21 protein-coding genes and 1 tRNA gene are annotated in these 25003 nt (G+C 46.7%); 2 read left to right on the forward strand and 20 right to left on the reverse strand.

What is annotated here, in order from left to right; all coding sequences use genetic code 11:
- Positions 1-7: 7 nt before the first annotated feature.
- The 5 genes from polA to pepA all read right to left on the reverse strand — a co-directional run bounded on the left by polA (position 8) and on the right by pepA (position 6860).
- Positions 8-2650 carry a DNA polymerase I gene (gene polA, locus V7R82_RS07150; protein ID WP_338542180.1) on the reverse strand — a complete coding sequence of 881 codons (2643 nt, stop codon included), beginning with the start codon at positions 2648-2650 and terminating at the stop codon, positions 8-10.
- Between the two features lie 158 nt (positions 2651-2808).
- Positions 2809-4140, reverse strand: coding sequence for a UDP-N-acetylmuramate--L-alanine ligase (murC, locus tag V7R82_RS07155; protein WP_070756597.1), 1332 nt, complete (start codon positions 4138-4140; stop codon positions 2809-2811).
- 36 nt (positions 4141-4176) lie between these two features.
- The gene (locus V7R82_RS07160; protein ID WP_070756572.1) at positions 4177-5025 is read right to left on the reverse strand and encodes a hypothetical protein; all 849 of its coding nucleotides are present in this window, start codon (positions 5023-5025) and stop codon (positions 4177-4179) included.
- Positions 5026-5090: 65 nt separating this feature from the next.
- Positions 5091-5720: a YtpR family tRNA-binding protein gene (gene ytpR / locus V7R82_RS07165; protein WP_338542181.1), complete on the reverse strand. Its 630-nt coding sequence runs from the start codon at positions 5718-5720 to the stop codon at positions 5091-5093.
- A 60-nt stretch (positions 5721-5780) separates the two neighbouring features.
- Complete coding sequence (gene pepA / locus V7R82_RS07170) at positions 5781-6860, reverse strand: glutamyl aminopeptidase (protein WP_291427848.1); 1080 nt, start codon at positions 6858-6860, stop codon at positions 5781-5783.
- A gap of 205 nt (positions 6861-7065) precedes the next feature.
- Here pepA and V7R82_RS07175 point away from each other — a divergent pair, with 205 nt between their 5' ends.
- Positions 7066-7398, forward strand: coding sequence for a hypothetical protein (locus V7R82_RS07175; protein WP_268444765.1), 333 nt, complete (start codon positions 7066-7068; stop codon positions 7396-7398).
- A gap of 96 nt (positions 7399-7494) precedes the next feature.
- Here the strand turns inward: V7R82_RS07175 and pulA are convergent, their stop codons facing one another.
- Positions 7495-9423, reverse strand: a complete 1929-nt coding sequence (pulA, locus tag V7R82_RS07180) for a type I pullulanase (protein WP_291427851.1) — start codon at positions 9421-9423, stop codon at positions 7495-7497.
- 245 nt (positions 9424-9668) lie between these two features.
- Here pulA and V7R82_RS07185 point away from each other — a divergent pair, with 245 nt between their 5' ends.
- Positions 9669-10178, forward strand: a complete 510-nt coding sequence (locus V7R82_RS07185) for an HXXEE domain-containing protein (protein WP_291427853.1) — start codon at positions 9669-9671, stop codon at positions 10176-10178.
- Between the two features lie 55 nt (positions 10179-10233).
- Here V7R82_RS07185 and V7R82_RS07190 read toward each other — a convergent pair whose 3' ends face one another.
- The 14 genes from V7R82_RS07190 to clpP all read right to left on the reverse strand — a co-directional run bounded on the left by V7R82_RS07190 (position 10234) and on the right by clpP (position 24943).
- Positions 10234-11301: a hypothetical protein gene (locus tag V7R82_RS07190; RefSeq protein WP_291427855.1), complete on the reverse strand. Its 1068-nt coding sequence runs from the start codon at positions 11299-11301 to the stop codon at positions 10234-10236.
- Positions 11288-13762 (reverse strand): phosphoenolpyruvate synthase, encoded by a 2475-nt coding sequence (locus V7R82_RS07195; RefSeq protein ID WP_338542182.1) that lies wholly within the window; start codon positions 13760-13762, stop codon positions 11288-11290. Before V7R82_RS07195 ends, V7R82_RS07190 begins: the two co-directional genes overlap by 14 nt.
- Positions 13762-14661 (reverse strand): UbiA family prenyltransferase, encoded by a 900-nt coding sequence (locus tag V7R82_RS07200; protein ID WP_291427859.1) that lies wholly within the window; start codon positions 14659-14661, stop codon positions 13762-13764. The genes V7R82_RS07195 and V7R82_RS07200 overlap by 1 nt, the downstream gene beginning before the upstream one ends.
- The gene (locus V7R82_RS07205; protein ID WP_338542183.1) at positions 14654-15517 is read right to left on the reverse strand and encodes a phosphatidylserine decarboxylase; all 864 of its coding nucleotides are present in this window, start codon (positions 15515-15517) and stop codon (positions 14654-14656) included. Before V7R82_RS07205 ends, V7R82_RS07200 begins: the two co-directional genes overlap by 8 nt.
- Positions 15510-16139, reverse strand: coding sequence for a CDP-alcohol phosphatidyltransferase family protein (locus tag V7R82_RS07210; protein ID WP_291427863.1), 630 nt, complete (start codon positions 16137-16139; stop codon positions 15510-15512). Before V7R82_RS07210 ends, V7R82_RS07205 begins: the two co-directional genes overlap by 8 nt.
- A complete protein-coding gene (locus tag V7R82_RS07215) occupies positions 16129-18621 on the reverse strand; it encodes a PEP/pyruvate-binding domain-containing protein (RefSeq protein ID WP_291427865.1) in 2493 nt (830 codons plus the stop codon). Before V7R82_RS07215 ends, V7R82_RS07210 begins: the two co-directional genes overlap by 11 nt.
- A gap of 10 nt (positions 18622-18631) precedes the next feature.
- Complete coding sequence (locus V7R82_RS07220) at positions 18632-19222, reverse strand: CDP-archaeol synthase (RefSeq protein ID WP_338542184.1); 591 nt, start codon at positions 19220-19222, stop codon at positions 18632-18634.
- A 495-nt stretch (positions 19223-19717) separates the two neighbouring features.
- Positions 19718-20107 (reverse strand): GtrA family protein, encoded by a 390-nt coding sequence (locus V7R82_RS07225; protein ID WP_180363300.1) that lies wholly within the window; start codon positions 20105-20107, stop codon positions 19718-19720.
- Positions 20107-21180: an ABC transporter substrate-binding protein gene (locus V7R82_RS07230; RefSeq protein WP_070756558.1), complete on the reverse strand. Its 1074-nt coding sequence runs from the start codon at positions 21178-21180 to the stop codon at positions 20107-20109. Before V7R82_RS07230 ends, V7R82_RS07225 begins: the two co-directional genes overlap by 1 nt.
- Positions 21173-22000, reverse strand: a complete 828-nt coding sequence (locus tag V7R82_RS07235; RefSeq protein ID WP_338542185.1) for an ABC transporter permease — start codon at positions 21998-22000, stop codon at positions 21173-21175. Before V7R82_RS07235 ends, V7R82_RS07230 begins: the two co-directional genes overlap by 8 nt.
- Positions 21993-22811, reverse strand: a complete 819-nt coding sequence (locus V7R82_RS07240; RefSeq protein ID WP_023391131.1) for an ABC transporter permease — start codon at positions 22809-22811, stop codon at positions 21993-21995. The genes V7R82_RS07235 and V7R82_RS07240 overlap by 8 nt, the downstream gene beginning before the upstream one ends.
- Before the next feature lie 10 nt (positions 22812-22821).
- Positions 22822-23913 carry an ABC transporter ATP-binding protein gene (locus V7R82_RS07245; RefSeq protein WP_070756556.1) on the reverse strand — a complete coding sequence of 364 codons (1092 nt, stop codon included), beginning with the start codon at positions 23911-23913 and terminating at the stop codon, positions 22822-22824.
- A 196-nt stretch (positions 23914-24109) separates the two neighbouring features.
- A tRNA-Lys gene (locus tag V7R82_RS07250) sits at positions 24110-24182 on the reverse strand.
- A gap of 164 nt (positions 24183-24346) precedes the next feature.
- Positions 24347-24943, reverse strand: a complete 597-nt coding sequence (gene clpP / locus V7R82_RS07255; RefSeq protein ID WP_023391133.1) for an ATP-dependent Clp endopeptidase proteolytic subunit ClpP — start codon at positions 24941-24943, stop codon at positions 24347-24349.
- Between the last annotated feature and the right edge of the window lie 60 nt (positions 24944-25003).

The raw sequence follows: 25003 nt of genomic DNA on the forward strand, positions 1-25003 counted from the left end.
CTAGGCCTTATTTTAGTTGATACCAGTTGCTACCACTGGCTGCCTCTACCTTGAGTGGTACTGATAGGCTAACAGCGCCCTCCATAACTTCCGGTACCAACTCTTCTAAAATGGCGATTTCGTCTTGAGGTGCTTCTAAAATCAACTCATCGTGCACCTGTAAGAGCAAACGAGCTTGGAGGCCGCTTTGACGAATGGCCTGGTCTAAGGCCACCATGGCTACCTTAATAATATCGGCGGCTGTTCCTTGAATTGGCGTATTCATGGCCGTCCGCTCTGCAAAGGAACGCAGGTTAAAGTTGCTGGAATAGATATCTGGTAAGGCACGTCGCCGGCCCCACAAGGTGCTGACATAGCCATCTTTCTTGGCTTGAGCCACAATCTCCTGCATAAAGGTCGAGATACCTGGATATTCGGCCAAGTAGCGGTCGATAAAGGCTTTGGCTTCCTTACGCGACATGTCCAAGTTCTGGGACAGGCCGTAGTCACTAATACCATAGACAATCCCAAAGTTAACCGCCTTGGCTTGGCGCCGCATGTCACTGTCCACCACCGCATCATCCGAAAGGCCAAAGACTCGTCGTGAAGTCGCCGCATGGATGTCTTGCCCCTCCAAGAAGGCTTGCTTCATGTGCGGATCACCTGAAATATGGGCCAGCACCCGCAACTCGATTTGCGAATAGTCGGCGCCAAAAAGTTGCCAGCCTGGTTCAGACGGCACAAAGGCCTGACGAATCTTGCGACCTTCTTCCATCCGAATGGGGATATTCTGCAAGTTAGGATCCGCACTGGATAAGCGACCGGTCTGGGTCAGGGTTTGGACGAAGCGGGTGTGAATCTTGCCATCGGCTTGAATAAACTTAGGCAAACCAGCCAAATAGGTTCCCTGAAGCTTAGCTAGCTGGCGATAGGTCAGTAGAGCTGCCACAATGGGATGGGCGTCCTTGAGTTTTTCTAGGACATCGGCTGCTGTCGAGTAGCCGGTCTTGGTCTTCTTAATGACCGGCAAGCCTAAGCGTTCGAAGAGGATTTCACCCAACTGTTTAGGCGAATTAGGATTGAAGGCTTGTCCTGCTAAAGTTTGAATTTCGGCCTCTAATTCTTCTAAGCGTGCTAAAAGCAAGTCATTCATCTGATCCAGAGTGGCCACATCAACCGCTACCCCTCTTTTCTCCATGTCCGTTAAGACTTGAGCCAGCGGGAATTCCATGTCTTGATAGAGTTGCGTCATGCCTAAATTATCTAGCTGTTGAGTCAAAGGAGCTACTGCTTGATCTAAGAGCGAAACCTTGTCGGCCAAGTGTTGGGCCAAACGTTCATTTTCTGGCAGAGCCTGCTTGGCGCCCTTGCCATAGACTACTTCATCCAGCTGGACTTGAATCCCCAAGTCTAGATAGGTGGCTAGGCTCGTTAGATCCTTAATCTTCTCGACATCAACCAGATAGGCCGCCAAGCCCACGTCGAAGGTCACACCCGCCAGTGTCAGGCCTTGATGGTCCAGCAAGATGCTGTCTCGCTTGAGGTCTGCGCTGATTTTAGGAAGAGACCCATCTTCTAGCCATTTTCTGAAGGCTGAGCTAGCAAATGCGACTTGGCCACTTGTGGCATAAGTCTTTTCGCCTTGGGTCCATGCTACCGCCAGGACTGGTGCAAAGTGATAATTCTCGCTGAGAGTCTCCAGATAGAAGGCACCAGCTGCCTTGACATGGTCATCTTCAATTGACTCCAACCAGGTAACGGGATAGCGAGCCGTTTCTTGACTAGCGACGACTTCTGCTCCTTGATGCAGCTGGGCTAGGAAGCTACGGAAATCCATTTGGACATAAAATTCACTTAATTGAGCTAGGTCACGCTGTCCCAGTTGGCAATCATCGAGGGTGATTTCCAGTGGCGCATCTTGGACAATGCGGGCTAGGGACTTGCTGAGTCGCGCATTAGCTTCGTCCCGGATAATGTTTTCCTTCATCTTGGAAGGCTTGAGTTGATCCAGACCTTGATAGAGGCCTTCGACCGTCCCAAATTGATGGAGCAACTTAAGGGCGGTCTTCTCCCCTACCCGTTCAATACCCGGATAGTTGTCCGAGCTATCGCCCATCAGTCCCTTGAGGTCGATAATCTGTTGGGGCGTCAGCTGGTACTTGTCCCAAATGCTGGAAGGCGTGTAAGGCTCTAGCTCACTTACGCCCTTTTTAGTAATATAGACTGTCACTTGGTCGCTGGCTAATTGGGTTAAGTCCTTGTCCCCCGACACAATCATGACCTGGTCGTCTGGGTCTGCCGCCTTAGCCAAGGTGCCTAAGATATCGTCCGCTTCGTAGTGAAGCAATTCGTAGTACTTGATGCCATAGGCATCCAAGAGCACCCGGAAATAGGGTAGCTGCTCGCGGAACTCGCCCGGTGTTTTTTGGCGTCCTGCCTTATATTCTGGGTACTGTTCCGTCCGGAAGGTATGACCAGATTTATCGAAAGCCACCAAGACATGGCTAGGCTTAAATTGGTCTAAAACCCCGTCCAGCATGCGGTTAAAGCTAAACAAGGCATTGGTATGTAAACCTGCCTTATTCTTGAATCGTTCAATATCCAAAATGGAGAAGAAGGCCCGATAGGCCAAACTGCTTCCATCAATCAGTAAAATTTTGCGCTGGGTCATGGGGCGCCTCCTTAAGTATTTATGGTAAGCTCCTAGGCTCTAATAGCCTGTAGCAAAGTAAATCAGCCAGTCTAGCAGCATCCCTTAGGACAAGCCGCTAAGAATGGCTGATTATGATGACTTGTATTGAGTGTTAGGTCTTAGCCGCCAAGTGAGTCCTAGAGGACATTTGGATGTAGGCGGGCATATTCTTTTTCAAAGCGTTGGGCAATCTTATCCACATCACCCGCGCCCATAAAGACAATGACATCGTCCTTATATTGCATAAGTGGAGACAAGTGCTCGCTCGAAATAATCTCCACCTCTTGGTCAATTAAGGCCGCCAAGTCTTGAATAGTAACTTCCCCACTTTGCTCACGGGCAGAGTTGAAGATGTCGCAGAGATAGACTTGGTCTGCTAGGTTAAGTGACTCAGCAAACTCGTTAAGCAGGGCTACTGTCCGGCTAAAGGTATGAGGTTGGAAGACTGCAATACAGCGTTTGTCTGGATAGCGTTGCTTGGTCGCATCAATGGTCGCCTTGATTTCGCTTGGATGGTGGGCATAGTCGTCAATGATAGTTAAATCACCCACTGTCTTAACGCTGAAACGACGTTTGACACCCGTGAAGGTCGCTAGGTTTTGGGCAATGGCATCTGCCGGGAAACCTTCTAGGGTCAAGACTGTAATAACCGCCAAAGCGTTTAAGATATTGTGCTTACCATAGGTCGGCACATGGAAACGTCCTAAGAACTTACCTTCAAAGGTCACATCAAAGTCAGATCCATCTTGTGTCCGTTCAATATTGGTTGCATAAACAGTAGAGTTGCTGTCAAAACCATAGTAGTAAACAGGAACTGGTGCTTCTAATTGGCGTAGATAAGCATCCTCCCCGCAGGCAATCACGGCTTTGGTGGTTTGGCCTGCAAAACTAGTGAAGGCTGAAAAGACATCCTCAATCGAAGTGAAGTAATCAGGGTGGTCAAAATCCACGTTGGTAATAATGGCATAATCAGGTTCATAGGACAGGAAGTGACGACGATACTCGCAGGCTTCTAGACCAAAGTACTTGGCAGACTCCTGCCCACAACCGGTTCCATCCCCAATCAAGTAAGACAGTGGGGCTAAGTGCTTGAGGGTATGCGCCAAAAGACCTGTGGTAGAGGTCTTACCGTGACAGCCTGAAACGGCAATACTGGTATAACCCTTAATCAATTTACCTAAGAAATGATGGTAGCGGTAGATTGGCAAGCCCAATTCGCGTGCCCGCACCAATTCTTCATGGTCATCCCCGAAGGCATTGCCTGCGATGATGGTCAGGCCAGGTTGAATATTGTCAGCCGAGAATTCCATCATAGGCACACCCGCAGCTTCTAAGCCTTGCTGGGTGAAGAAGTACTTCCCTACGTCACTCCCCTGTACCTTATAGCCTTCTCCTACCAGGATAAGCGCGAGAGCACTCATGCCTGAACCTTTGATTCCCACAAAATGATAGGTTGTTGCTTTGTCCATAATCAACCTACACACGTCCTTTCACTCAATTAATTTCTAGTCTTCAAATAATAAATAGCTGTCCTTGTCCTTACGCATACGGGCCAAAATCTCACGAGAGACCCCGACTTCCGTCACAGCTTGCGATTGCGGTGGCTGATAAGGTTTAGGTAGTTCCTTAGGTTGGAAACGTTCTGCCCGCGCCTGTCTTGCCACTTCCTGGCTATCTCGCCCGTTCTCTAAAATAGACTGGAACTTAGCCTGGGCATCTGAAACCTGCCGTTGGCTGCTGGCCTCATGGTGATCTCGCTCTCTTTGGGCGCTAGCTTGCCAAGCTTGGCGTGAGCGCTGAGAAGTCGGCGCTTCTAAAAATTCATCCAGAACCTGGCGGTCTTGCTGTCGACGGCTAGTTTGGCCTGGCTTGGGCCAGTCATTTTGAGGTCGCCGCTCGGCAGGTGCTACATAGGCACGATCCAAACGGTCAGAATGGGTTTGTGGCAGTCTTAGCTCCTCACCCGGTCGATAGCTAGGCGCGGGACTTTCCTCTTCGATTGGCTCTGACATCATGCGTTCCCGCACCAAATCCGAATTAAAGCGCTGATTTGGGCTACTATTGCGGCGCTCACGGTAGGCTACCCGATAGTCAGCCTCTTCCAATGGCTCCTCTGTCGTAGCTGGCGGTGGTGTCTGACTGGCATCAATCATCTTTTGCGGTTGATCCCGCCAAGGTTGCTCGTGATGATAGACAGGGCGATGGCCCCGACTAGTTTCTTGCTTCTCTTCTAGCGCAGACTTGAATTTGTAAGGGGCGCCCTTGCTTGAAGGCGATTGGGATTCCCGGTTAAAACGTCGGTTATCGTAATTTACATTCCGCTTCTGATAAGCAGGTCCTTGGTAGTCCTTCATAAGCCACCGTCCTTTCATCTTCTGGTCTTGCTTGATGCTGCTAGTTTGATCACCTAAATGGCTAACTAGCCTTGGTAGTGGGCGATGACTTGCTCAAGTGGTGTGCCGACTGCTAAGTCATCTTTCAATACCCAGATTCCTGGTTTATTTTCAATGGCATCCAAACCTAGTTCGCGTGTAGAACAAATCATACCATTGCTGTCAACGCCACGTAATTGGCCTGGCCAAATAATCAAGCCATCTGGCATAACGGCACCTGGTTGAGCCACTAGGACCTTTTGGCCGGCTTCAATATTGGCTGCCCCACAGACGATTTGTAGGACGGTGTCAGCCGCTACACGTGTTTGCGTAATATGTAAGTGGTCACTATCTGGATGGTCAACACACTCTTCCACATAACCAACGACCAAGCGTGGTGAAGCATCAAAGCTAACCGCTTGATCGAAGCCTGCAGCTTGAATACGGGCATTGACTTGAGCCACTTGCTCAGAAGTCAAGGTCACTGGACCCTCTCCAGCCAAGTTCAAGTCTGCCACTTCGAAGAGGTTATAGCCCACAATGGCTTGAGATTGATGATGGCGCAGGGCGGTTACCTGACCTTTGCTATCTGGGTCAATCTCGTTTGAAGAAACTGGGCCACTAGTGAGAAGGAGCACGTCACCGACGCCTCCAGGATTATAGAATGCTAACCACATATGATTTCTTTTCTTCCTTTCGTCTACTTATCTGATATATCAATTCTATTTAAGCTGTCCTTAGACATTGGCGCGAATGGTCGCTAAGGTTGTCTTGTCGAAAGTCTCTAGGACTTTGATGACCATTTCCTTGGCTGCCTCATAATCATCCATACGGAAAAGGGTTTGGTGACCGTGAATGTAACGGGCGCAGACCCCAATGACAGCTGAAGGCACCCCATCATTGCTGACATGAGCGGCACCCGCGTCGGTTCCACCTTTGGAGAAGAAGTATTGGTATGGAATCTTGTGGGTTTCCGCTGTATCCAGCAAGAACTCACGCATACCACGGTGGGTGATGTGGCCTGGATCTTGCACCCGCAAGAGGAAGCCACCCCCTAACTGTCCAAACTTGTCCTTGTTACCATCCGTATCATCGGCTGGCGAACAGTCTACGGCAATAAAGGCATCTGGTTGATAGCGATGAACGGCCCCTTTGGCGCCACGCAAACCGACTTCTTCTTGAGCGTTAGCCCCCGCAATAATGGTGGCCGCTAGCTCTTTGTCCTTGACTGCCCGCATGGCTTCTAACATCACAGCGCAGCCATAGCGGTTATCCCAAGCCTTGCCGATTAGGGCTTGCTTGTTGGCTGTCCAGACAGTTTCTGTCTTAGGTACAATAGAATCACCAGGACGTACGCCATATTCCAAGGCTTCTTCGCGGGAAGTAAAGCCCGCATCAAATAGGATATCTTCAGGCGCCACTGACTTAGCCGACCCATCCTTGCCCCGTAATAAGTGAGGGGCCACAGATGATGAAATGCAGACATAGTCCCCCTTACGGGTTTGAAGGGTATAGCGTTGAGCTGAGATACTATAAGGGTTCCAGCCCCCAATAGGTGTCACCGTTAAGAGACCATTCGAGGTAATCTGACGGACCATAAAGCCCACTTCATCCATATGAGCTGCCAGCATGAGACGTGGTGCTTCTGGATCCTTGGCATACTTAATCCCATAGAGGTTGCCAATCCCAGACACTTCGATCTTATCAACTAAGGGTGTCAACTCTTCCTGCAAGAAGCGACGAACCTGCCCTTCATTGCCCGAAATCCCTTGTAATTCGGTCAGATGTTTGATTAAGTCAAAGCCTTGTAATGTCATGCCTGTCGCGGTCGCACCGCTACCTCCTTCGCCATTATAAATAGGTAGATTTTACTCTTTTTATTATCTCACGAGCGCTTAGTAAAATCAATGAATTGTACTCGAATTTGTGTTACACTAAGAGTACGGAGCACAAGCCTGTGCGCCCCCACCTACCGCTCCCTGATGGAGCGCGCACCATGCCTATGAAAGAAGGAAAAATACTATGTCATCTACTCCACGTAAAGGCCTCATCGGTGGCCTCCTACTCTTAACCGGCGCCATTGTCGGCGTGGCTGGGACCCTCTTTTACTTGGAATCCCAACCTAAACGCCCGAGCCGGGTCCTAGCCGAAGTTAAGGCTGAATTTGCTAAACAAGGACCGATTGAAGGTTCTTGGATTCACTATGTTCCGGTTGAATACCCTGAATTAGAAAGCCAACCTCAAGTTTATATTGGGGGCATTAGCCGCTATGAAGGGGAACAATTGGTTCACTATCAATTCGTCTGCGATATTTACACCGGTCAAATTCTAGATCTCTTCCCTGTAGAAGGCTAACTTAAAGAATCTTTGGAGTCGCTCTGGCGGCTCTTTTTTGCATGCTGACAAACAAAAATCCGACCACTTAAGTGGTCGGATTGATTTGTGTACTTATTATGCCTTCTCAACGCGTTCCAAGACGGTCACAGACAGGCCTGGCATTTCGTAGTGACCATTAAGGTCGAAGACTTGGCCTTCTTCCAATGGTGCCGTATAGTCGACGATTACCTTGCGGTAGAGACCATGTGGCAGATAGGTGATCGGCATGCGCCAATCATTAGCATTAATCATAACGAAATAAGCAGAATTCTCATCTTCCAATTGGTAGGCAATGACGCCATCATGTAACTGATAGACAGCCAAGGAGTTGAGAATTTCATCATAAGAGTTTTGGCGGAAGAGTGGTGAGCTCTTACGTAACTTGATTAAGCCGCGGACATAATCCACCGTCTCTTGATGATCCGCTACTCGGTTCCAGTCAAATTGGTTGATTTCATCCGGTGCATTGTAGGTATTGTCTATCAGTCTCTTGGTTCTTAAGAATTCTTGACCAGCATGAATGAAGGGAATCCCTTGCGCCAAGAGGACCAAACTGGTCGCCATTAAGGCTCGACGAACACGAACTTCTTCAGAATCATGCGGATGAGTGTAACACAACTTGTCATAAAGGGTTAAGTCATCGTGGGCCTCAACATAGTGGACGACTTGGTCCGGACTAGCATAAGCCGAGTTAGGAATCCCTACTAAGAGGTTCTGAGCCACTAACTTTTCTAAATCAGGACGTCCATTGACATAGCCGCCTTCTTGCTTGTTGAAGTTACCGCCTTTGAGGGCATTACGAATGGAATCGTTAAAGTGAGCCACTCCAGGCATACGGTAGGCATTGTGTTGGGCAGCCTTATCTTCATAAGGCAACATGGTTCCCAGATTCCAACCCTCGCCTAAAACGATAATGGAAGGATCAATTTCATTCAGGGCTTGACGTACGGCCAACATGGTTTCAACGTCATGAATCCCCATTAAGTCGAAGCGGAAGCCATCTAATTTGAATTCTCGTGTCCAGTAAAGGATGGAATCCAAGATATAGCGGCGCATCATATAGCGTTCAGAAGCGGTATCGTTGCCGACCCCCGTCCCATTAGACAAGTTACCTGCCTGGTCATAACGGAAGAAATAACCTGGTACAATCTTCTGGAAGGCTTGCAAGTCAAACTGATAAACGTGATTATAGACCACGTCCATAATGACGCGCATACCATTGTCGTGAAGGGTCTTAATGGTTTGCTTGAGTTCTAAAATCCGGCTAAGCGGATTATAAGGATCCGTCGCATAGGAGCCTTCTGGCACATTGTAGTTCTTAGGATCATAGCCCCAGTTGTAGGCTGTTGGTTTGGCTTCTGTCTCATCTACTGTCGCGTAATCATAAATTGGTAATAATTGCAAATGGGTAAAGCCCAGCGACTTAAGATAGTCTAAGCCAGTAATTTGGCCATTAGAGGTATGAGTGCCTGCTTCGGCAAGCCCTAAGAACTTACCTTTAGCTGAAATGCCCGAATCTTCCGCTACTGAGAAGTCGCGGACATTGAGTTCGTAGATAATAGCATCGGTCGCCTTGCCAAAAGACGGCATACGGTCAAAGCCCTCCACTTGAGTGGCTGCTGGGTTGACCACCACACTGCGGTCACCATTAACCACTGCCGCAATGGCATAAGGGTCTTGGCTGCGTTTAAGGCCTAATGAACCATGGTCTAATAGGTAAGTGTAGGCAGTTAAGTGCAAGTCCCCTAAAATCTCGATCACCCAAGTACCGCGTTCACCACGTCGCATGACGTGAGCACTAGCTAAGTTGCTATCTGGCTGGTTGGATTCATAAATTTCAACGGTCACACTCTTAGCCGTTGGTGCCCAAACGATAAAACGTGTTGATTGTGGTGTGTAGAAGGCACCTAAAGGTCCGTCATAGGCAAATTCTTGATCAAAATCAACCGTTCTGACTGCTTTGGTAGCCAATCCCACCGCCTGATTTGGATTTAAATCTGTCACAATATTCCTCTCTCTTTCTATGTATACGTATTCTCACGCATAGTGTACCGCAAACGGTGCTCAGAAACAAGTCTTTAGCCTTACATTTTAGCTCATATCTGATGAGAAAACAACTAATCTTATGCGATTCTCATCTTACGACCCAAAGTCTAATCTAGCTGTCTATTTTATACATGCAGTATGATTGAAATACTGGTCTTGAAGCGCTATAATGCAAATGTAAAAGCTGAGGGAGGAAGCAAATTATGGAAAATCTTTTGTGGTTATTTCCCGTCATTTTTATGCTACATGAGATGGAAGAAATCATTGGCTTTGGTCCATGGCTGGACAAAAATCAAGCGATTTTAGACAAGTACCCTAGAATTGCAGCTGCCTATGAGCACTTTTCCCCTTCAGGCTTTGCAGTGGCAGTCTTAGAGGAGTATCTAGTGGTGATTATCATCACCGGCGCTAGCCTGTATTTTGCTAACTATCTGGTCTGGTTGGGAGCCTTTATAGCCTTCAGCCTGCATCTCCTCATCCACCTGATCCAAAGCATCCTGATTAGAAAATATATTCCTGCCCTAGCTAGCAGCCTAGTGCTGCTTCCCCCCAGCATCTTGATTATCAAGCAAGTAATCGATCAAACGAACTATAGCCTCCTAAGCCTCCTAATCTGGACCTTGCTAGGGCTAATTTTCATGGTGGTGAACCTGGCTTTTGCCCATCAATTGATGCGGTTAGTGACGAAAAGCCTTAAATCTCAGAAATCCTAGTCCCTCTATTTAAAACCATGTAAAAAGCTCGCACTTATCCCAAGTGCGAGCTTTTTTATAGTAAGAGTTGATAGAGTCCATAAGTATGGCTAGTTCCCTGTAAGTCAGCAGCATAGTGACGTGTCAGTGTATGCTGATGTATTAAGGCGCCAACGGCAGAAGCCCCTCTGGCTTGAGCTTGCTTAAAAATTGGATAGCTCAATGCTGACCCCAAACCCAAATACTGTGGATCTACTCCTAGGTAGAGTATGATGTAGCGTTTGGCTCGATGCTTAATCCAAAGCAATTTGGCTAAAGTAAATAAATTTAACTTTTGATAAACCAAGGCTCCATAGTCTGGCATGGTAATCAGAAAACCCACTAGCTTTTCCTCCTGATAGGCCACCTTAACCATAGAAAAATCCAGAATATAACGATACTTCTCGAAGATAGCACTAAATTGCCTCCCCTGCAAGGAACGGTAAATAGGAAAATCTCGGTAAAGTCGATTCAAGAGTTCAAACACTTGTAAGGACACCTCAGTCCAATCCGACTTGTGGGGGGATCGAATCTTAATCCCTGCTGCTAAGGCAGCCTCATAACGCTTAGCTAGTTTGGCTTCCTGGGTAGTGGGACTTACCTTAGGATAGAAATTAGACAGATAGCTTTCGGTCAGTTTGAATCCCGCTGCCTCCCAGAGCTTGGGGTAATAAGCCGGCTGATGGGGCTCGCCAGTAAAAGGTAAGTCCTCATGGCCAGATAGCTGCATGCGATAGCCTAACCAAAAACTAGCCTGAACAGGGCCAATGAGTTTTTCAGCCCCTAAGTTGCGGGCCTGTTCAGCTATGTAAGCTATAAACTGCTTGGTCATGTCCACATCATCTAAGGACTCAAAATAGCCTAAGAAGCAAGTGCCATCGACTGGATAATAAGTCAGCAAGCCTCGAATCTGAACTTGCTGGTCTTGGTAACCGACAAAGGCTCTCACTTCTATTTCCGGGCTAAGTGGATGGGTCCCACTAATCAGACTTTCTTCCTCTTCAGGTGACTGCATTAAGTGCCCCTTTCCGTAAAGTTTCTGCGGCAAGGCTAGAAAGTCGACTAGCTCCGGCGAATGAGGCTGCACAGCTTTAATGGTCAGCATGGTCCGCCTCCTCCAAAATGGTTACTTGGCCGCTTAAGCCATCCATCTCAATCCAATCCCCACTTTTCAGCAATTGCGTAGCACCCCGCACATTCACAACTGATGGAATGCCTAGCTCACGCGAAATAATGGCTGTATGAGACAGGAGGGATCCTTGCTCAGCGATGACCCCTTGGGCTTGAGTTAAGAGATAGACCCACCCTGGATCTGTCATTCTGGTTACCATAATCTTACCTTGAGCAGATTCAATGGCTTGAACATCGTCCACTACTAGCACTTGGCCCTTAACTCGACCAGGCGAGCAACCAATCCCTTGAAGGTGTTCTGCCCGACTCAATTGGCTACGTGCCTGCCCTGAAAATCGCACAAACTTCTCAAATACTTGACCCAAGAAAACATAGCGGCTGAAGTTTGGTAAGGTCCTGTCACCCGCTAGCTTGGCACGTCTTTCTGAAATCAGGTCCGATACTGAGTGTGGCTGTCTGGCCAATTCAAAGATTTCTTCCTTGGTCAGATAGAAGATGTCTTCTTCTGTCTCTAAATAGCCTTGCTTGGCAAGTTGCGCCCCAATGGCTCGAAAAATCATCCGCATCATCCCATAAATCCGTGTCCGATTTAGTCTTGAGCTTTCTCGGTACTTAACGCCAGTCATAGCGCGACGGCGTAAAAAGCTCGTCCACCAACTCCTTGGTCGATTGCTTGCGGCACTTGAGGCTTTTAGGTCAGGAGCGTCTTGCTGGCACATTTGAACCAACAAGGATAAGAGGCCTTGTGGATGGGTACGGAAGGTCGGTGTTTCTAGTTTCAGTTCTTCGGGTGCCCGGTCACCAAATTCTTGGATAAAATCTAGGATCTTGGCTACTAAGGGATCTTGTCGATTTAAAAAGTCTGCTGCATCTTCATTTTCTAGTGTCTGACGAAGAGCTTGGTTCTTGGGATGCTTGAGCTCCTCAACTAAGTCCTGAAGGGCTAGCGCCGGCCGCATACTTTCAATCTGTTCAATACCGGCGATTTCTGCCTGAACATCTTGTCCATGACGCGACTTTTTCAATAAACCCGTATAGACAAAGGCATAAAGATCATTAATCAAGGTAATATCCCAATGTGCTAGAATCTCATCCTTAAGCTGTACAACTAGAGCTATCAACTGCTCTAAATCCGCATCTGGCGAGAAGCGCTCTTGAAAGACTGCTTGAATCCGGATGAATTCCTGTTCTAGCTGGGCCATTTGCTTAGGCGCAGTGAAAAACTCACGCACGATTCGGCCCATAATCTTAAGTCGTTTCCAAGGCGAGAGATGGACCGGCATGGCCGGTACTTCCGTCTCCCTCACACCCAGCATATCTTGCCAGATAGGAATAATCTTTTTAGAGAAAGGCAACAATTGCAGAAGCTGGTACCAACTTTGAATTTGATAGTAGACTCGACTATTGACTGGACAGAGCATATTCTGGAAGGTCGGCTCATAGGCAGCCAATTCAGCTGCCTCCTTGCCCACCAACCTTTGAGCCAAGCCACGGAATATACTCGCATAGGCTTCTTGAATAAAACTGATAGTTAAGGGTGTAGAGAGACCTGGATAGCTCTCCACAATATTACTATTATCCAGAATGATTTGCTTGCCTTGTGGCAAAGTAGTAATGGGACGAGCCTGTAAGATGTAGAGCCGGTCTCCTTGGAAGGTAAACTCCAAATCCAGATAGGGGCCAAAAAGCGCCATGGCTTGCTGGGCTAAGGATTCTAGGTCCCCTAATTGACTAGTTGTTAAACTTGGGGCGCCTGGCTCTTGTTCCGTATAGGATAGCTGATCTGCCGGATGATAAGTCACCATGCTAGTAGGCACCTTATCTTCTACAATTTGATCACCTAATCCCTGTCCCACAACCACAATGTGCTCGTTGAGAATTCCCTTAGGGTTGGCTGTAAAATAAACACCAGATAAATCTCCCTTAATCATGACTTGAACCAAACAGTTCATCTGAGCTTCCGGCAGGCTAATCCCTTGCTTAAAGAGATAAGCTAGAGCGGATACCTGATAGAGGGACAAGAAAGTATGCTCTAGAGACTGGGGTAAGTGGTCGATTGGGACATCTAGCTGGCTTTCAAATTGCCCGGCAAAAGATGAGACGGCACCGTCTTCAATGCTAGCAGATGAACGAACTGCCAAACGCACCTGACCAGATGGGAAAGTTTGCTTGGCCCAGCTCAGCACAGGACTTAAATCTTCCTTAGCAAAACTCTCTTTAGCCCAAGCCAGTAGTTCTTGACTCAGCTGATCCAAACTTAGATTACCCGCCTGATAGGCTGCTTCCTGACTAGCCAGGAAATCCATGCTGTCCGCTTGATCAAAACAGTCAAAGGCAAAGACAGCAAAACTAGGAACTGGTAGCCCAGCTTTGGTCATTTCCATGAGGTGGTAGGCTTTCCCTCCCACTTTCTGGGGATCATAGACTTGTTTCATTAGAAGACTCCCATCAAGAGGTAGACAGCTACTGAGACGACCATGGTGGTCTCAGTAATATAGGTATAACGCTCAACTCTTTCCCGGATATTGAAGAGGGTTGGGTCCTTAATGAACTGTTCGAACTGAACCGTCATCCAGATAACATTAAGCACCAAGACCACGACCCCTACATGAGAAATATTCCAGAGCAGAAGGAAGTTGGTCATAATATCCAGAATAGTGACTATTTCGATGAAACGGGTAGCCTTCTTATAACCGAAGAGCTTGGAGTAAGTCACATATTCTGTCTCATCTTTTGGTGCTCGAATCTTACGACAGACTTCCCAAATCAAGCTTGGGAAGTACATGGTGAAGGCCAAGAGGACGGTCGGAACTGACAATAGGGGCAGATTGTACTTATAACATACGAAGGAAATAGTATAAAGATTCAGAATCATCATGACCGGATTATGGGTCACCAAGGCTAAAGGCAATGAATTCTGAATTTTATCTCGCTTAAAGAACCAGAAAGACATCAAGGTTCCGTAGATATAGAGGAAGAGGAACCAAAAGATATTATTCATGAAGAAGATATTCAACATAACAGAGACCGTGACGATAAAGGCTAAGGCGATAGCCAAGTCCTTTTTCTTGACCCGCCCTGACGGCAAAGCCCGATGGGGGAAGAGTCGTTGGTCGGTCTCATAGTCCTTGAAGTCATCTGCAATGCGTAAAATCATCAAGAATACAAAAATGGTGAAAATCCCAATCAATTCTTGATGGTTGAAATTAAAGCTGGTCACCCCGTCATTTAACAAGAGGACAAAATAAATCTCGAAAAACATAATGGCTGCCACGATAAAACGCGACCCCAGCGGAAACATTTCCTTATAATAAATCGCTAAACGCTTAAACATGTTTAACACCTATCCTTTCACCCATTCTGACCTGGCTTTCGATACCTAAGTCTGAGTAATATCTAATATCTTGGTCCAGCTCAATACGATTTGCTGGATATAGTACGACGATAGTGGACCCACCTAAGCCAAAGTAGCCCTTCTCCTGGCCTCTGACTAGGTAAGTTTGATGATGGTTATAAATTCGACCGACTAGCAGTGCACCAATTTCCATCTGGAGAACTGGCCCCTCTTCTGTCTCAATCAGACAGTAATGCCGGCTATTCTCACGATAAATCAAACGCTGGGCTTGGGCTACTTCCCTTACACTATGCAACTTGCCCTTGATGCTTTTCTGATGGGTAATTACCCCAGATTCAATGGCTAAATAGCGATGCAAGTCTTCGACCCCTAGACGGAATACTAAGGCTAGCCCACCTTGGAAGGACTGCGCTAGTTGGTCATCTTCCAATAATTCTGCCAAATCATAGCTTTGGCCCTTTAAGACCAAACTTAAGTCTTCATGAATATCAAAACCTTGTAATTTGGCGTCGGCTACGGCCAATACTTCCCCTTCTGGACAGACAGGGCGTAAGTCTGGCTGAATTTTTCGCTGGAAAAAGGCTGCAAAGTGGGGATAGGTCCCCTCTTGGTAGTCAGCCAGAGACAGGTCATAGGTCTCTAGGAACTTTCTTACCTTAGCTTTTGACCAAGGCAAGTAATCACTTAGGGTCAGCAGATAGGAGATGCTAGGCCGTGTCAACAGAGGGAGGAGCCATCGCCCCCATCTAGTCTGGTAGAGGCGATTAACCAAGCCTTCTTGATAGACCACAGGCTCTATGACCCGACCACTTTGACGCTGGTAGACCTTAACCATAAGGCAATACCCAAAGCCCGATTAGACTAAGAATCGCTAATAAGGCAAAAGCCAGATAAGCCTTCTTGTTAGGCTTAGGAATGGGCTGATTCCAGACGAATAGGCCGCTTAAGAGAAAGGCTAATCCCAACCAAAGCCAAGTATAGAGTCCAGGCGCCAGCCATTGACCTAATAGATAGCTTAAGGGAAAGCACAAGGCGCCATAAGTAACGGGAACCCCGATGAAATATTGCCCACTGCCCTCATCATGCTTGGCCAAGCGATTAAAGTGGCCCAAGCGCGTCACGGCTGCTAGCACATAGATAATAGCTGGCAAGAGATTGGCAGGTCCAAGGGCTAGCTGAGACATGAGAAGAAAAGCTGGCAAGGCAGCAAAGCTAATCATGTCGCAGAGTGAATCAATTTCAATGCCAAAACGTTCCTGTTCTGGTGTCCGTGGTAAGCGTCTAGCCACTACACCGTCGAAGAGATCACAAATTCCACTAAGGATAAAGGCCATCATGGCTAGTCGGACCTGCCCTTGTAAGGTCCAATAGATAGCTACTAAAGCAAAGGTTGCTCCCAAGTAAGTAAGTATGACCGACTTATCATACTCTCCAATCAAATAGTTTTTAATCTTCATGTAGATGAATCTTTCCTTTCTCTGCATCTAGCGTGACTAGCATGCCCGTTTTGAGCCTCTTGCTTGCTTCTTGGACACAAACCAGAGCCGGAATACCACATTCACGGGCCACAATGGAGGCATGACAGAGTACTCCGCCCGTCTCCGTAATCAGGCCTCCCAAGATGCCAAAGACATAGCTCCAACCCGTATCGGTATATGCTGTCACTAAAATCTCACCCGGTTGAATGCTAGCTATATCTGCCAAGTCTAAAATCACGCGCACTCGCCCCGTGACCTGACCACTGCTAGCAGGCATGCCACTCAAGTAAGCTTCCTGACTGCCTTGTGGGAGCGGTTGGAAATTACCTTCTGTTAAGTCTCCTAGAGCCTGACATTTATCATAGGACTGGCAATAATGACGATCCTGGTTGACTAGTTGCTGTAGGTCAATACTTCTATCTTTGTCATTCATGAAGGCTAAGAGATCCCATTTGGTTAGATAGAAGATATCTTCCACTTGCTCTAAGTAGCCTTGTTTAAGATAGGCTCGACCCAAAGCCAGGCTGACTTGTCGAATCAGGTGGTAAGCATGAGTTGAGCAATCCTTAAACTCCTCTCGCCACCACAATAAGTGACGTAAGGAGTTCGCAATCTTCTTAATTTTGCGGCTTTGACGTCCTGTCAAGCCACTAGGTAGCCCTTGATGCTTGTGCTGTCTGACCAGAGACTTTTGCGCCTTATCATAATAAGCATCGTCAAGCACTAGGCGTTGGATTAGCGCTAAAATTTGTTCAGGTTCTTCCATGTAACTTGGTACCCTCAAGTCCAGTTCCCGCCTTGAATGGTGACCAAACTTAACCATAAAATCAGCCAAGGCCTTAAAATCATCCCGCTGCCCTTCTTGATGAGCAAGTTTTAATAAGCCTGGCACTGTTTGCTGCGTCCAATCGTTTTTTATCAGCGGCCGACTTCGAATAATACTAGCTAAGGCTAGCATTTCTTCTAAAGGCTGGGTATGGGAAATATTACCTAGGTCTGCAATCAATTGAAAGAACTGGTCTTGGCTTAACCATTTGAGTAACCTTGTCTTTTGCATGGAGAGCTGGACCGTATTGATGTAGGCTTGCCAGAAATAAGTCTGCTCCGTTTTTCTGTAGCAGTCTAAAATAACTTGACGCCAGAGGGCCTCAACTTGTTCCAAGGGCGTCTCGTAACTTAGGTTTGCAATCTCGGACTCTAGCTGCTTAAAGTTGTCCTGTAAGTTAGATAAGTTTTCAGGGGCTGCTTTCATGAACTTTTTGGTAAGGCTTTGTGTCTTCCAAGCCACCTTGATGAAGCGTGTCAGAAGACCCAAACTTAACTGACTTCGGTATCCTCTACCCTCGTAATCCTTATTAACCCCTAGCTCATCATCGAAATCCCGTTCAATGTAACCAGGAATTTGCTGCATGGCTGCTTTGACTACCCCTAAATTCCAGTAGGGACGAGCATGATGCCGGCGCATCAAGTCCGGCATAGGACCACTAGGGGCTAAGTCAATGGCCTCCAAGAAGCTCGACAAGGACTCTTGCCAAGCATCAAAGTAGAGACTCCACATGAGATTAGGGCAGGATTGAGCTGCCACACCGCCATCGCGAAAATTAGCTGTCGTCCAACGTCCTTGGCTGACTCGAGTAGGCAGCGTCGTCATAGGGCGAGCCTGAACTAGATAGACTTGGTCACCGCAGGCACACCACTCGACATCCATTGGGCGACCAAAGTGGGCGCTAATAAGCATGGCTTGTTCATGAAGTCTGGCCAGTAGGGCTTGGGATAGACCACTGGCTGCAGCTAGCTTCAAATCCGGTTCATACCAAGCTAAGCTTAATCGCTTTGGATTCACGCGTCCACTGACTAACTGCTCTCCCGCTCCAGCTACATATTCGATCAGCATCTCTTGGTCTTGATTAGATTCAGGGTTCAAGGTAAAGTAGACCCCACTATAATCAGGCTGACATTGCTCCTGAATCAAAATGGCTAAGCCAAAGTCCTGCCAGGATCGCCCTTGGCGATGCCAGTAAGCAAGGGCTTGAGGTTTAAGTAATGACAAGATGCAAGCTTTAATCCCAGCTGTAATTGATGACATAGTCTGGCAATTTGATATCGAGTCATATTGACCGGCAAAAGAAGTCGTCGCCTGGTCCTCCAAGAGAGCACTACTGCGAACAATATAGGTCTTACCGTCCTCTATAAAATTCTCCAGAGCTGCCTCCCATTTAGCAGGCAGATTCTGACTTTCTAACCTTTCTTGCACCACTTTTTGATCTAACTTGAGCCACTTGTCCCAATCTAGTCTTGGGCTTGCTAATTCTGGCCAGCAATCAGCTAGCCAGGTCATAACTTGCTCGGCTGATAGAATAAGTCCATTTGGCACTGGGAGATTGAGCTGCCTCAGATCCAAAAGATGATTAATTTTCCCCCCATAGCTTGGGGTCTGTTTGGCTTGGTAGAGTGTATCCATTTCATCACTCCTATAATCGATTTTGTCTCAATCTCGCTAGATATAGTAGACGATTAACTCCTAAGTGGGTCAATGTCCCTACAAGCAATAGGCCAATGACTTGTGCCCAATCTAACGAAATATAAAGGTGTAAGACCAAGAGAATTCCGATTAAGGAATCAATCTGATCCAGCAAAATAAAAGGATACTTCCAAGCATCCTTAGCGGTCTTACCCGGTGAAATATCTAGGCGACGCTTGAGATAAGAATTAGGTAATTCAAACACCACATAGGCCAAGCCCAAGAGGATACCCAGTGGAAAGTTAGTTGCCAGCTTATTCGGATAATGAGCATAAATCAAATGGAGTTTCTCTAAATCCGGCTGACGCGCCAGAAAAAAAGACCAAATTAATTGAGCAAGTAAGCCCCAGACTACCATCCCCCAGAAGCCCTTCCAGGTCTTATTAGCCCCAAAAAGACGACGACCATCCCCTAGTAGGCGCCCAGCATCAATGGGTTGGTTGACTGAGTCTAATAGGGAAGATTTACAAAATATCATATTAGCAATACCTGCCAATATGACTGGCATAAGAGTCAGATAAAGAGAGAGAATCATGGACATGCTGCGTCATTCCTTTGAACTAATATAAGAACCAAACTGGCCGCATGAAAAGCAGCTAGTCGTCCGTCTCCTTGAAGAGAAGATAAGGAGCGATATACAAAAAGAAGCTAGGTCCCCCCAGCCTCCGCAATCGCTACTTAGACCTCGTCCCTCTTGGAAGAGCTAGCGAGCTAGTCTGATCTGTCTCAGTCTTGGCTCGCCTATTTTCTTACAAGATAAGAGGAGGGTCTGACTTATTATTTCTATAGTATACCATCAACTCTATAATCAAAACAATATAGAACTCATATTCCTTACCGTGCTTATACGCTAGATATCCTATATTATAGGGATTTGAAGCTAATTACTGTGATAATTTAGATTGGTATTTCATTATATATAGATCTACAAAAAGGACTTTTATTATCATCTAGCGCAAATACTAACTTAGTATGCTTAATCCCTAGCCTTTCCCCCACAAAAAAAGCTGACATCCTGAGATGTCAGCTTGATACTTTATTTTTCTAGCAAGAGTTTGCGAGTCAGGAAGTTGAAGACCATGACAATAGCTGTCACCGCCACCTTAGCTGGCATGACCGGCCAATGCATGGCATCGACTGCCACCCACATGAGTCCAGCTGTAAGAGCTAAACCCAGTAAGCTTAAGATTAGAAAGAGCAAAAACTCTTGATGTTTTTGTTCCGGGCTAAACTTGCTTTCGAAGGTGAAACGCATGCTTGCCCAGTAATTGAAGATGGTAGCTAGGACAAAGGCGATGAGGACTGCTAACTGATAATGCCAGCCCAGGATACCATTGAGACCATAGACGATAGCAAAATCAATGAGTGTCGAGAGGCCACCGACCACCAAAAAGCTCAAAATTTGAGTCGATAATCTGGTTTTCACTATTTAGCCTCAATCTTGACCTCTAAGAAATGGTCATTGTATTCAACAAGTTTGGCTTGCCCCAAGCCCTTATATACTTCTAAGCGAGCAATGAGCTCATCGTCAGGGTAGAAAGCCGTGTCTTGCGTTACATCTTCAGGTAACTGCTCCATCGCAGTCTTGTTGGGAGTTGCGTAACCAATATACTCGGCATTACGTGCTGCCACATCGGGGCGCAAGAGGAAGTTAATCAAGGCATAGGCACCTTCTACATTGCGCGCTGTTTTAGGAATAACAATATTATCAAACCAGATGTTGGAACCTTCCTTAGGTACTGTATAAGCTAACTTAGGATTACGTTCCAAGGCAGTCTTGGCTTCCCCCGAAAAGGTAATACCGACGCCCGCTTCACCTTGAGATAGGTACATCTTAATCTCATCCGACACCATAGCCCGGATGTTTGGCATTAATTGCTTGAGCTTAACTGTCGCCAACTCAAGCGCTAGGTCATCCGTTTCATTGAGGGAGTAGCCCAAGGATTGGAGGCCAATTCCCATTACCTCACGTGCGCCATCATAAATCAGAATGTCATTACGCAATTCTGGTCGCCAGAGATCATTCCATGACTGGAAGTCTTCTTCGCTGTATTTGCTGGTGTCATACACAATTCCAAGGGTGCCCCAGAAGTAAGGAACAGAATACTTGTTATCCGGGTCGAAGTCTAGGTTCAAGAAACGTTGATCCAAGTGCTGTAGGTTGCTTAGCTTACTGTGATCCAAAGGCAAGACCATGCCGTCCTTCATCATTTCCTGAATCATGTACTCACTAGGAACCGTGATATCATAAGGAGTCCCACCTTGACGGATTTTAGCCATCATGGCCTCGTTAGAATCGAAGGTCTCATAGATGACCTTGTAGCCTGTCTCGGCCTCAAATTCCTTGAGTAGTTCTGGGTCGATATAATCGCCCCAGTTATAGAAGTTAATGACCTTGTCACCGGTATAGCCCTCTGCATGTTCCAACTGATACCGAACACCGAAGAGGACAGCACTAATAGCCAGAATCGCTAGAATCCCTTGAACAATCTTACGCACGGCGACGGCCTCCCTTCTGTGCCTTAGCCATACGATTGAGTCGGCGTTGTTCCCCTGTTTGGATGAAGTAATAAGCGATTACCAAAATCAAACTCATGATAAACATCAAAGTAGAGATAGCGTTGATTTCAAGGCTAATACCGCGACGTGCACGCGAGTAGATTTCAACTGATAAGGTTGAGAAACCATTCCCTGCCAAGAAGAAGGTGACTGCAAAGTCATCCAGAGAATAGGTAAAGGCCATGAAGAAACCGGCCATAATCCCTGACGCGATGCTTGGCAAGACTACTCGAGTCAAGACTTGGAAGTAGTTAGCCCCCAAGTCCTGAGCAGCCGTCACCATGGTATCATTCATTTCATAGAGACGCGGTAGTACCATTAGGACTACAATTGGGACGTTGAAGGCAATGTGAGCCAAGAGAACACTAAAGAAACCTAATTGAATGGCCAAGAGGCTGAAGAGAATGAGGAAACTTGCCCCAATCATAACGTCAGGCGTTACCATCAGAATATTGTTAAGGTTCAGTACTAACTGGCGCTTAGATTTCTGTCTCAAATAATAAATCATAATTGCCCCTAAGGTCCCAATGGCTGTTGCCAACAAGGCTGATAAGAGGGCTAAAATGAAGGTGTTGAGAATGAAAATCATAAGACGGGTATCGCCAAAGACCTTGGTATAGTGGTCTAAAGTAAAGCCAGTAAAACTATTCATATCCCCTCCTGCATTAAAGGAGTAGAAAATCAAATAGAAAATTGGCAAGTAGAGAACGGCGAACATAAACCAGAGATATAGGTTAGAAAACTTAAAAATCTTATTCATGAGTCATAGCCCCCTTATCCTTACGGTCGCGGGTTAAGTACATGACTAGCACCATGAGCACCATGAGGACGACCCCAATGGTGGAACCCATGCCTCGGTTCTGAGTGACCATGAAGTGTTGTTCAACGGCTGTCCCCAAGGTAATGACCCGGTTCCCACCAATGAGACGAGTCAACATGAAGAGGGACAAGGACGGAATAAAGACCGCCTGAATCCCTGAACGCACGCCGGGCATAGACAGTGGGAAGACAACGCGACGAAGGGTCGCCCATTTTGAGGCCCCTAAGTCTGAAGATGCTTCCATCAAGGAATGTGGAATCTCCGTAATAGAGTTATAAATTGGCATAATCATAAATGGCAATTCGATATAACCAGCTACCAAGAGAAAGGCCGCATCGGTAAAGAGTAACTGCTTAGGTCCAATCCCCATAAAGGTCAGGAATTGGTTGACTGAGCCAGTCTGACTCAAGAGGCCGATGAAGGCATAAGCCTTAAGCAAGAGGTTAATCCAGGTTGGCAGCAAGACCAAAAGCATCCAGAGCTGACGGTGCTTTGTTTTGCTAAGCAGATAGGCCATAGGATAGCTAAGAGCTAGCGTAATTATGGTCAAGAGCCCAGCATAGATAAAGGAGTTCATAGTCATCTTGATATAGTTAATAGAAGAAAAATACTCAGCATAGTTGGCCAAGGTAAAGTTCCCATGAATATCAAAGAAGGAAGAACCCAAAACTAAGACCAAGGGTAAAATAACGAAGAGACCTAGCCAGAGATAATAAGGAATAGCATAGAGATGGTTATACTTGCGGTTCATAGGCCCCCTCCTAGTCTTCGTACTGTTCTAGGCGGGCATCGAAATCTTCTTCCGACTCATTGAAGCGCATTACGTGGATGGCATCTGGTTCAAAGAAGAGACCTACTTTGGCCCCAGCGGTCACCTTCTTAGTGGTATGAATCATCCACTCGTTGCCATCTTCGTCATAGGCGATGACTTCGTTGAAGACGCCACGGAAAAGCATGGTATCGACGGTCGCAATCAGCTTGCCCTTTTCAGGCGTGGTTACGTCGATATCTTCGGGACGGATAACAATCTCAACCATTTCACCAGCTGGAATACCAGCATCCTCACAGTCAAAGACCTTACCAACAAATTCTACGCGGTAATCTTCAATCATGCGGGCATCCACAATGTTAGATTCACCGATAAAGTCGGCAACATAGTGGTTAATTGGTTCATCGTAAATGTCTACTGGGGTCCCTGATTGGATAATTTCCCCGTTATTCATGACAAAAATCCAGTCGGACATGGCAAGCGCTTCTTCCTGGTCATGAGTGACGAAGACGAAGGTAATGCCTAGTCGACGTTGCAGTTCACGCAATTCGTACTGCATATCGGTACGTAACTTCAAGTCCAGAGCTGATAGAGGCTCATCTAGCAAGAGCACTTCTGGCTCATTTACCAAGGCACGGGCGATAGCCACACGTTGGCGCTGACCCCCAGACATTTCAGAGATTGCACGATTCTCATAACCTGAGAGTCGGACCATCTTGAGGGCTTCCGTTACCTTTTCCTTAATTGTTGCCTTATCTACCTTTTTAACAGATAGACCGAAGGCAATATTGTCGTAAACATTCATATGAGGGAAGAGGGCATAGTCTTGAAAGACTGTATTGACCTTCCGTTGATTGGCAGGCACGTCTGTGACCGGCTCACCATCCAAATAAACCTGACCACTAGTGGCCGAAGAAAAGCCTGCGATAATTCGTAAGATAGTTGTCTTACCGCAGCCAGAGGGACCTAATAAGGTATAGAACTTGCCTTTTTCAAGCTCCATATCAATCGACTTTAAGACTTGCTGGTCATCATAAGACTTAGTAACGCCTTTGAGAACCACGCTGTATTGCGTTTTATTCATTACATTGCTCCTGTTGCCCCCATAGGGGTTATTTTTTCGACAATTATTGACTCCTTTTGGGCAGTTTTTTTGCCATGAGGGGACCCCTCACTGAGTTTGATTATAGCAGTTATGGTAGGGAATTACAATGTAAAAAACTGAGACTAAACTCAGCCTGAAAAAAGAAAAAAACTCGCCTAGCAAAAGGCGAGTAAAATGGGGGTATAGGGACTCGAACCCTAGACCCAATGATTAAGAGTCATTTGCTCTACCAACTGAGCTATACCCCCGTAAAGCTTAAATAGCTTACTTCATTATCTTACACCTGTTTTCAGCAAATTTCAAGTCCTAAAGTCAAGAAAATACGAAAAAATTCTCTAGCTTTTCCCTAACCTATACGCAGCTACCTAGATACAAAATAGCGCCTGCCCTAATGGGCAAGCGCTGCTTGAAATTATTTTTTGAGATTCTTAGAATTGGTCATGATGGCATCAACCAGGCCATATTTAACCGCCTCTTCAGCTGACATGTAGTTGTCGCGATCTGTATCGCGGGCAATAACCTTAAGGGTTTGACCAGTACGTTCGGCCAAAATCTTGTTAAGCGTATCGCGAGTCTTCAAAATATGCTTTGCGGCAATTTCAATTTCGGTCGCTTGACCTTGGGCTCCACCCAAAGGTTGGTGAATCATCACTTCTGCGTTAGGTAAGGCATAGCGTTTGCCCTTTTCCCCTGCCGCTAGAAGGAAAGCCCCCATAGAAGCCGCCATCCCGATTACGATAGTTTGTACATCGGCATTGATGAAGTTCATAGTATCGAAGATAGCTAAACCGGCAGAGACACTCCCACCTGGTGAATTAATATAGAGATAAATGTCCTTGTCAGGATCTTGGGCATCCAAGAATAAGAGTTGGGCAATTACACTGTTAGCCACCGCATCATCAATAGGACCGGATAACATGACAATACGGTCTTTTAAGAGTCGTGAATAAATATCGTAGGCGCGTTCGCCACGTGACGATTGTTCAATGACTGTAGGAATTAAGTTCATTCCCTTTCCTCCTTCGGATTCGGCTCTGAGCCGATTACTACTGTCTCAGTATACCCTTTT

The sequence above is a fragment of the Abiotrophia defectiva ATCC 49176 genome, assembly GCF_037041345.1.
GTDB lineage: Bacteria > Bacillota > Bacilli > Lactobacillales > Aerococcaceae > Abiotrophia.

Excerpts from the sequence above, each read along its gene's own strand:
- polA (WP_338542180.1), bottom strand. The coding sequence starts at position 2,650 with ATGACCCAGCGCAAAATTTTACTGATTGATGGAAGCAGTTTGGCCTAT.
- murC (WP_070756597.1), bottom strand. The coding sequence starts at position 4,140 with ATGGACAAAGCAACAACCTATCATTTTGTGGGAATCAAAGGTTCAGGC.
- V7R82_RS07160 (WP_070756572.1), bottom strand. The coding sequence starts at position 5,025 with ATGAAGGACTACCAAGGACCTGCTTATCAGAAGCGGAATGTAAATTAC.
- ytpR (WP_338542181.1), bottom strand. The coding sequence starts at position 5,720 with ATGTGGTTAGCATTCTATAATCCTGGAGGCGTCGGTGACGTGCTCCTT.
- pepA (WP_291427848.1), bottom strand. The coding sequence starts at position 6,860 with ATGACATTACAAGGCTTTGACTTAATCAAACATCTGACCGAATTACAA.
- V7R82_RS07175 (WP_268444765.1), top strand. The coding sequence starts at position 7,066 with ATGTCATCTACTCCACGTAAAGGCCTCATCGGTGGCCTCCTACTCTTA.
- V7R82_RS07185 (WP_291427853.1), top strand. The coding sequence starts at position 9,669 with ATGGAAAATCTTTTGTGGTTATTTCCCGTCATTTTTATGCTACATGAG.
- V7R82_RS07190 (WP_291427855.1), bottom strand. The coding sequence starts at position 11,301 with ATGCTGACCATTAAAGCTGTGCAGCCTCATTCGCCGGAGCTAGTCGAC.
- V7R82_RS07195 (WP_338542182.1), bottom strand. The coding sequence starts at position 13,762 with ATGAAACAAGTCTATGATCCCCAGAAAGTGGGAGGGAAAGCCTACCAC.
- V7R82_RS07200 (WP_291427859.1), bottom strand. The coding sequence starts at position 14,661 with ATGTTTAAGCGTTTAGCGATTTATTATAAGGAAATGTTTCCGCTGGGG.
- V7R82_RS07205 (WP_338542183.1), bottom strand. The coding sequence starts at position 15,517 with ATGGTTAAGGTCTACCAGCGTCAAAGTGGTCGGGTCATAGAGCCTGTG.
- V7R82_RS07210 (WP_291427863.1), bottom strand. The coding sequence starts at position 16,139 with ATGAAGATTAAAAACTATTTGATTGGAGAGTATGATAAGTCGGTCATA.
- V7R82_RS07215 (WP_291427865.1), bottom strand. The coding sequence starts at position 18,621 with ATGGATACACTCTACCAAGCCAAACAGACCCCAAGCTATGGGGGGAAA.
- V7R82_RS07220 (WP_338542184.1), bottom strand. The coding sequence starts at position 19,222 with ATGTCCATGATTCTCTCTCTTTATCTGACTCTTATGCCAGTCATATTG.
- V7R82_RS07235 (WP_338542185.1), bottom strand. The coding sequence starts at position 22,000 with ATGAATAAGATTTTTAAGTTTTCTAACCTATATCTCTGGTTTATGTTC.
- V7R82_RS07240 (WP_023391131.1), bottom strand. The coding sequence starts at position 22,811 with ATGAACCGCAAGTATAACCATCTCTATGCTATTCCTTATTATCTCTGG.
- V7R82_RS07245 (WP_070756556.1), bottom strand. The coding sequence starts at position 23,913 with ATGAATAAAACGCAATACAGCGTGGTTCTCAAAGGCGTTACTAAGTCT.
- clpP (WP_023391133.1), bottom strand. The coding sequence starts at position 24,943 with ATGAACTTAATTCCTACAGTCATTGAACAATCGTCACGTGGCGAACGC.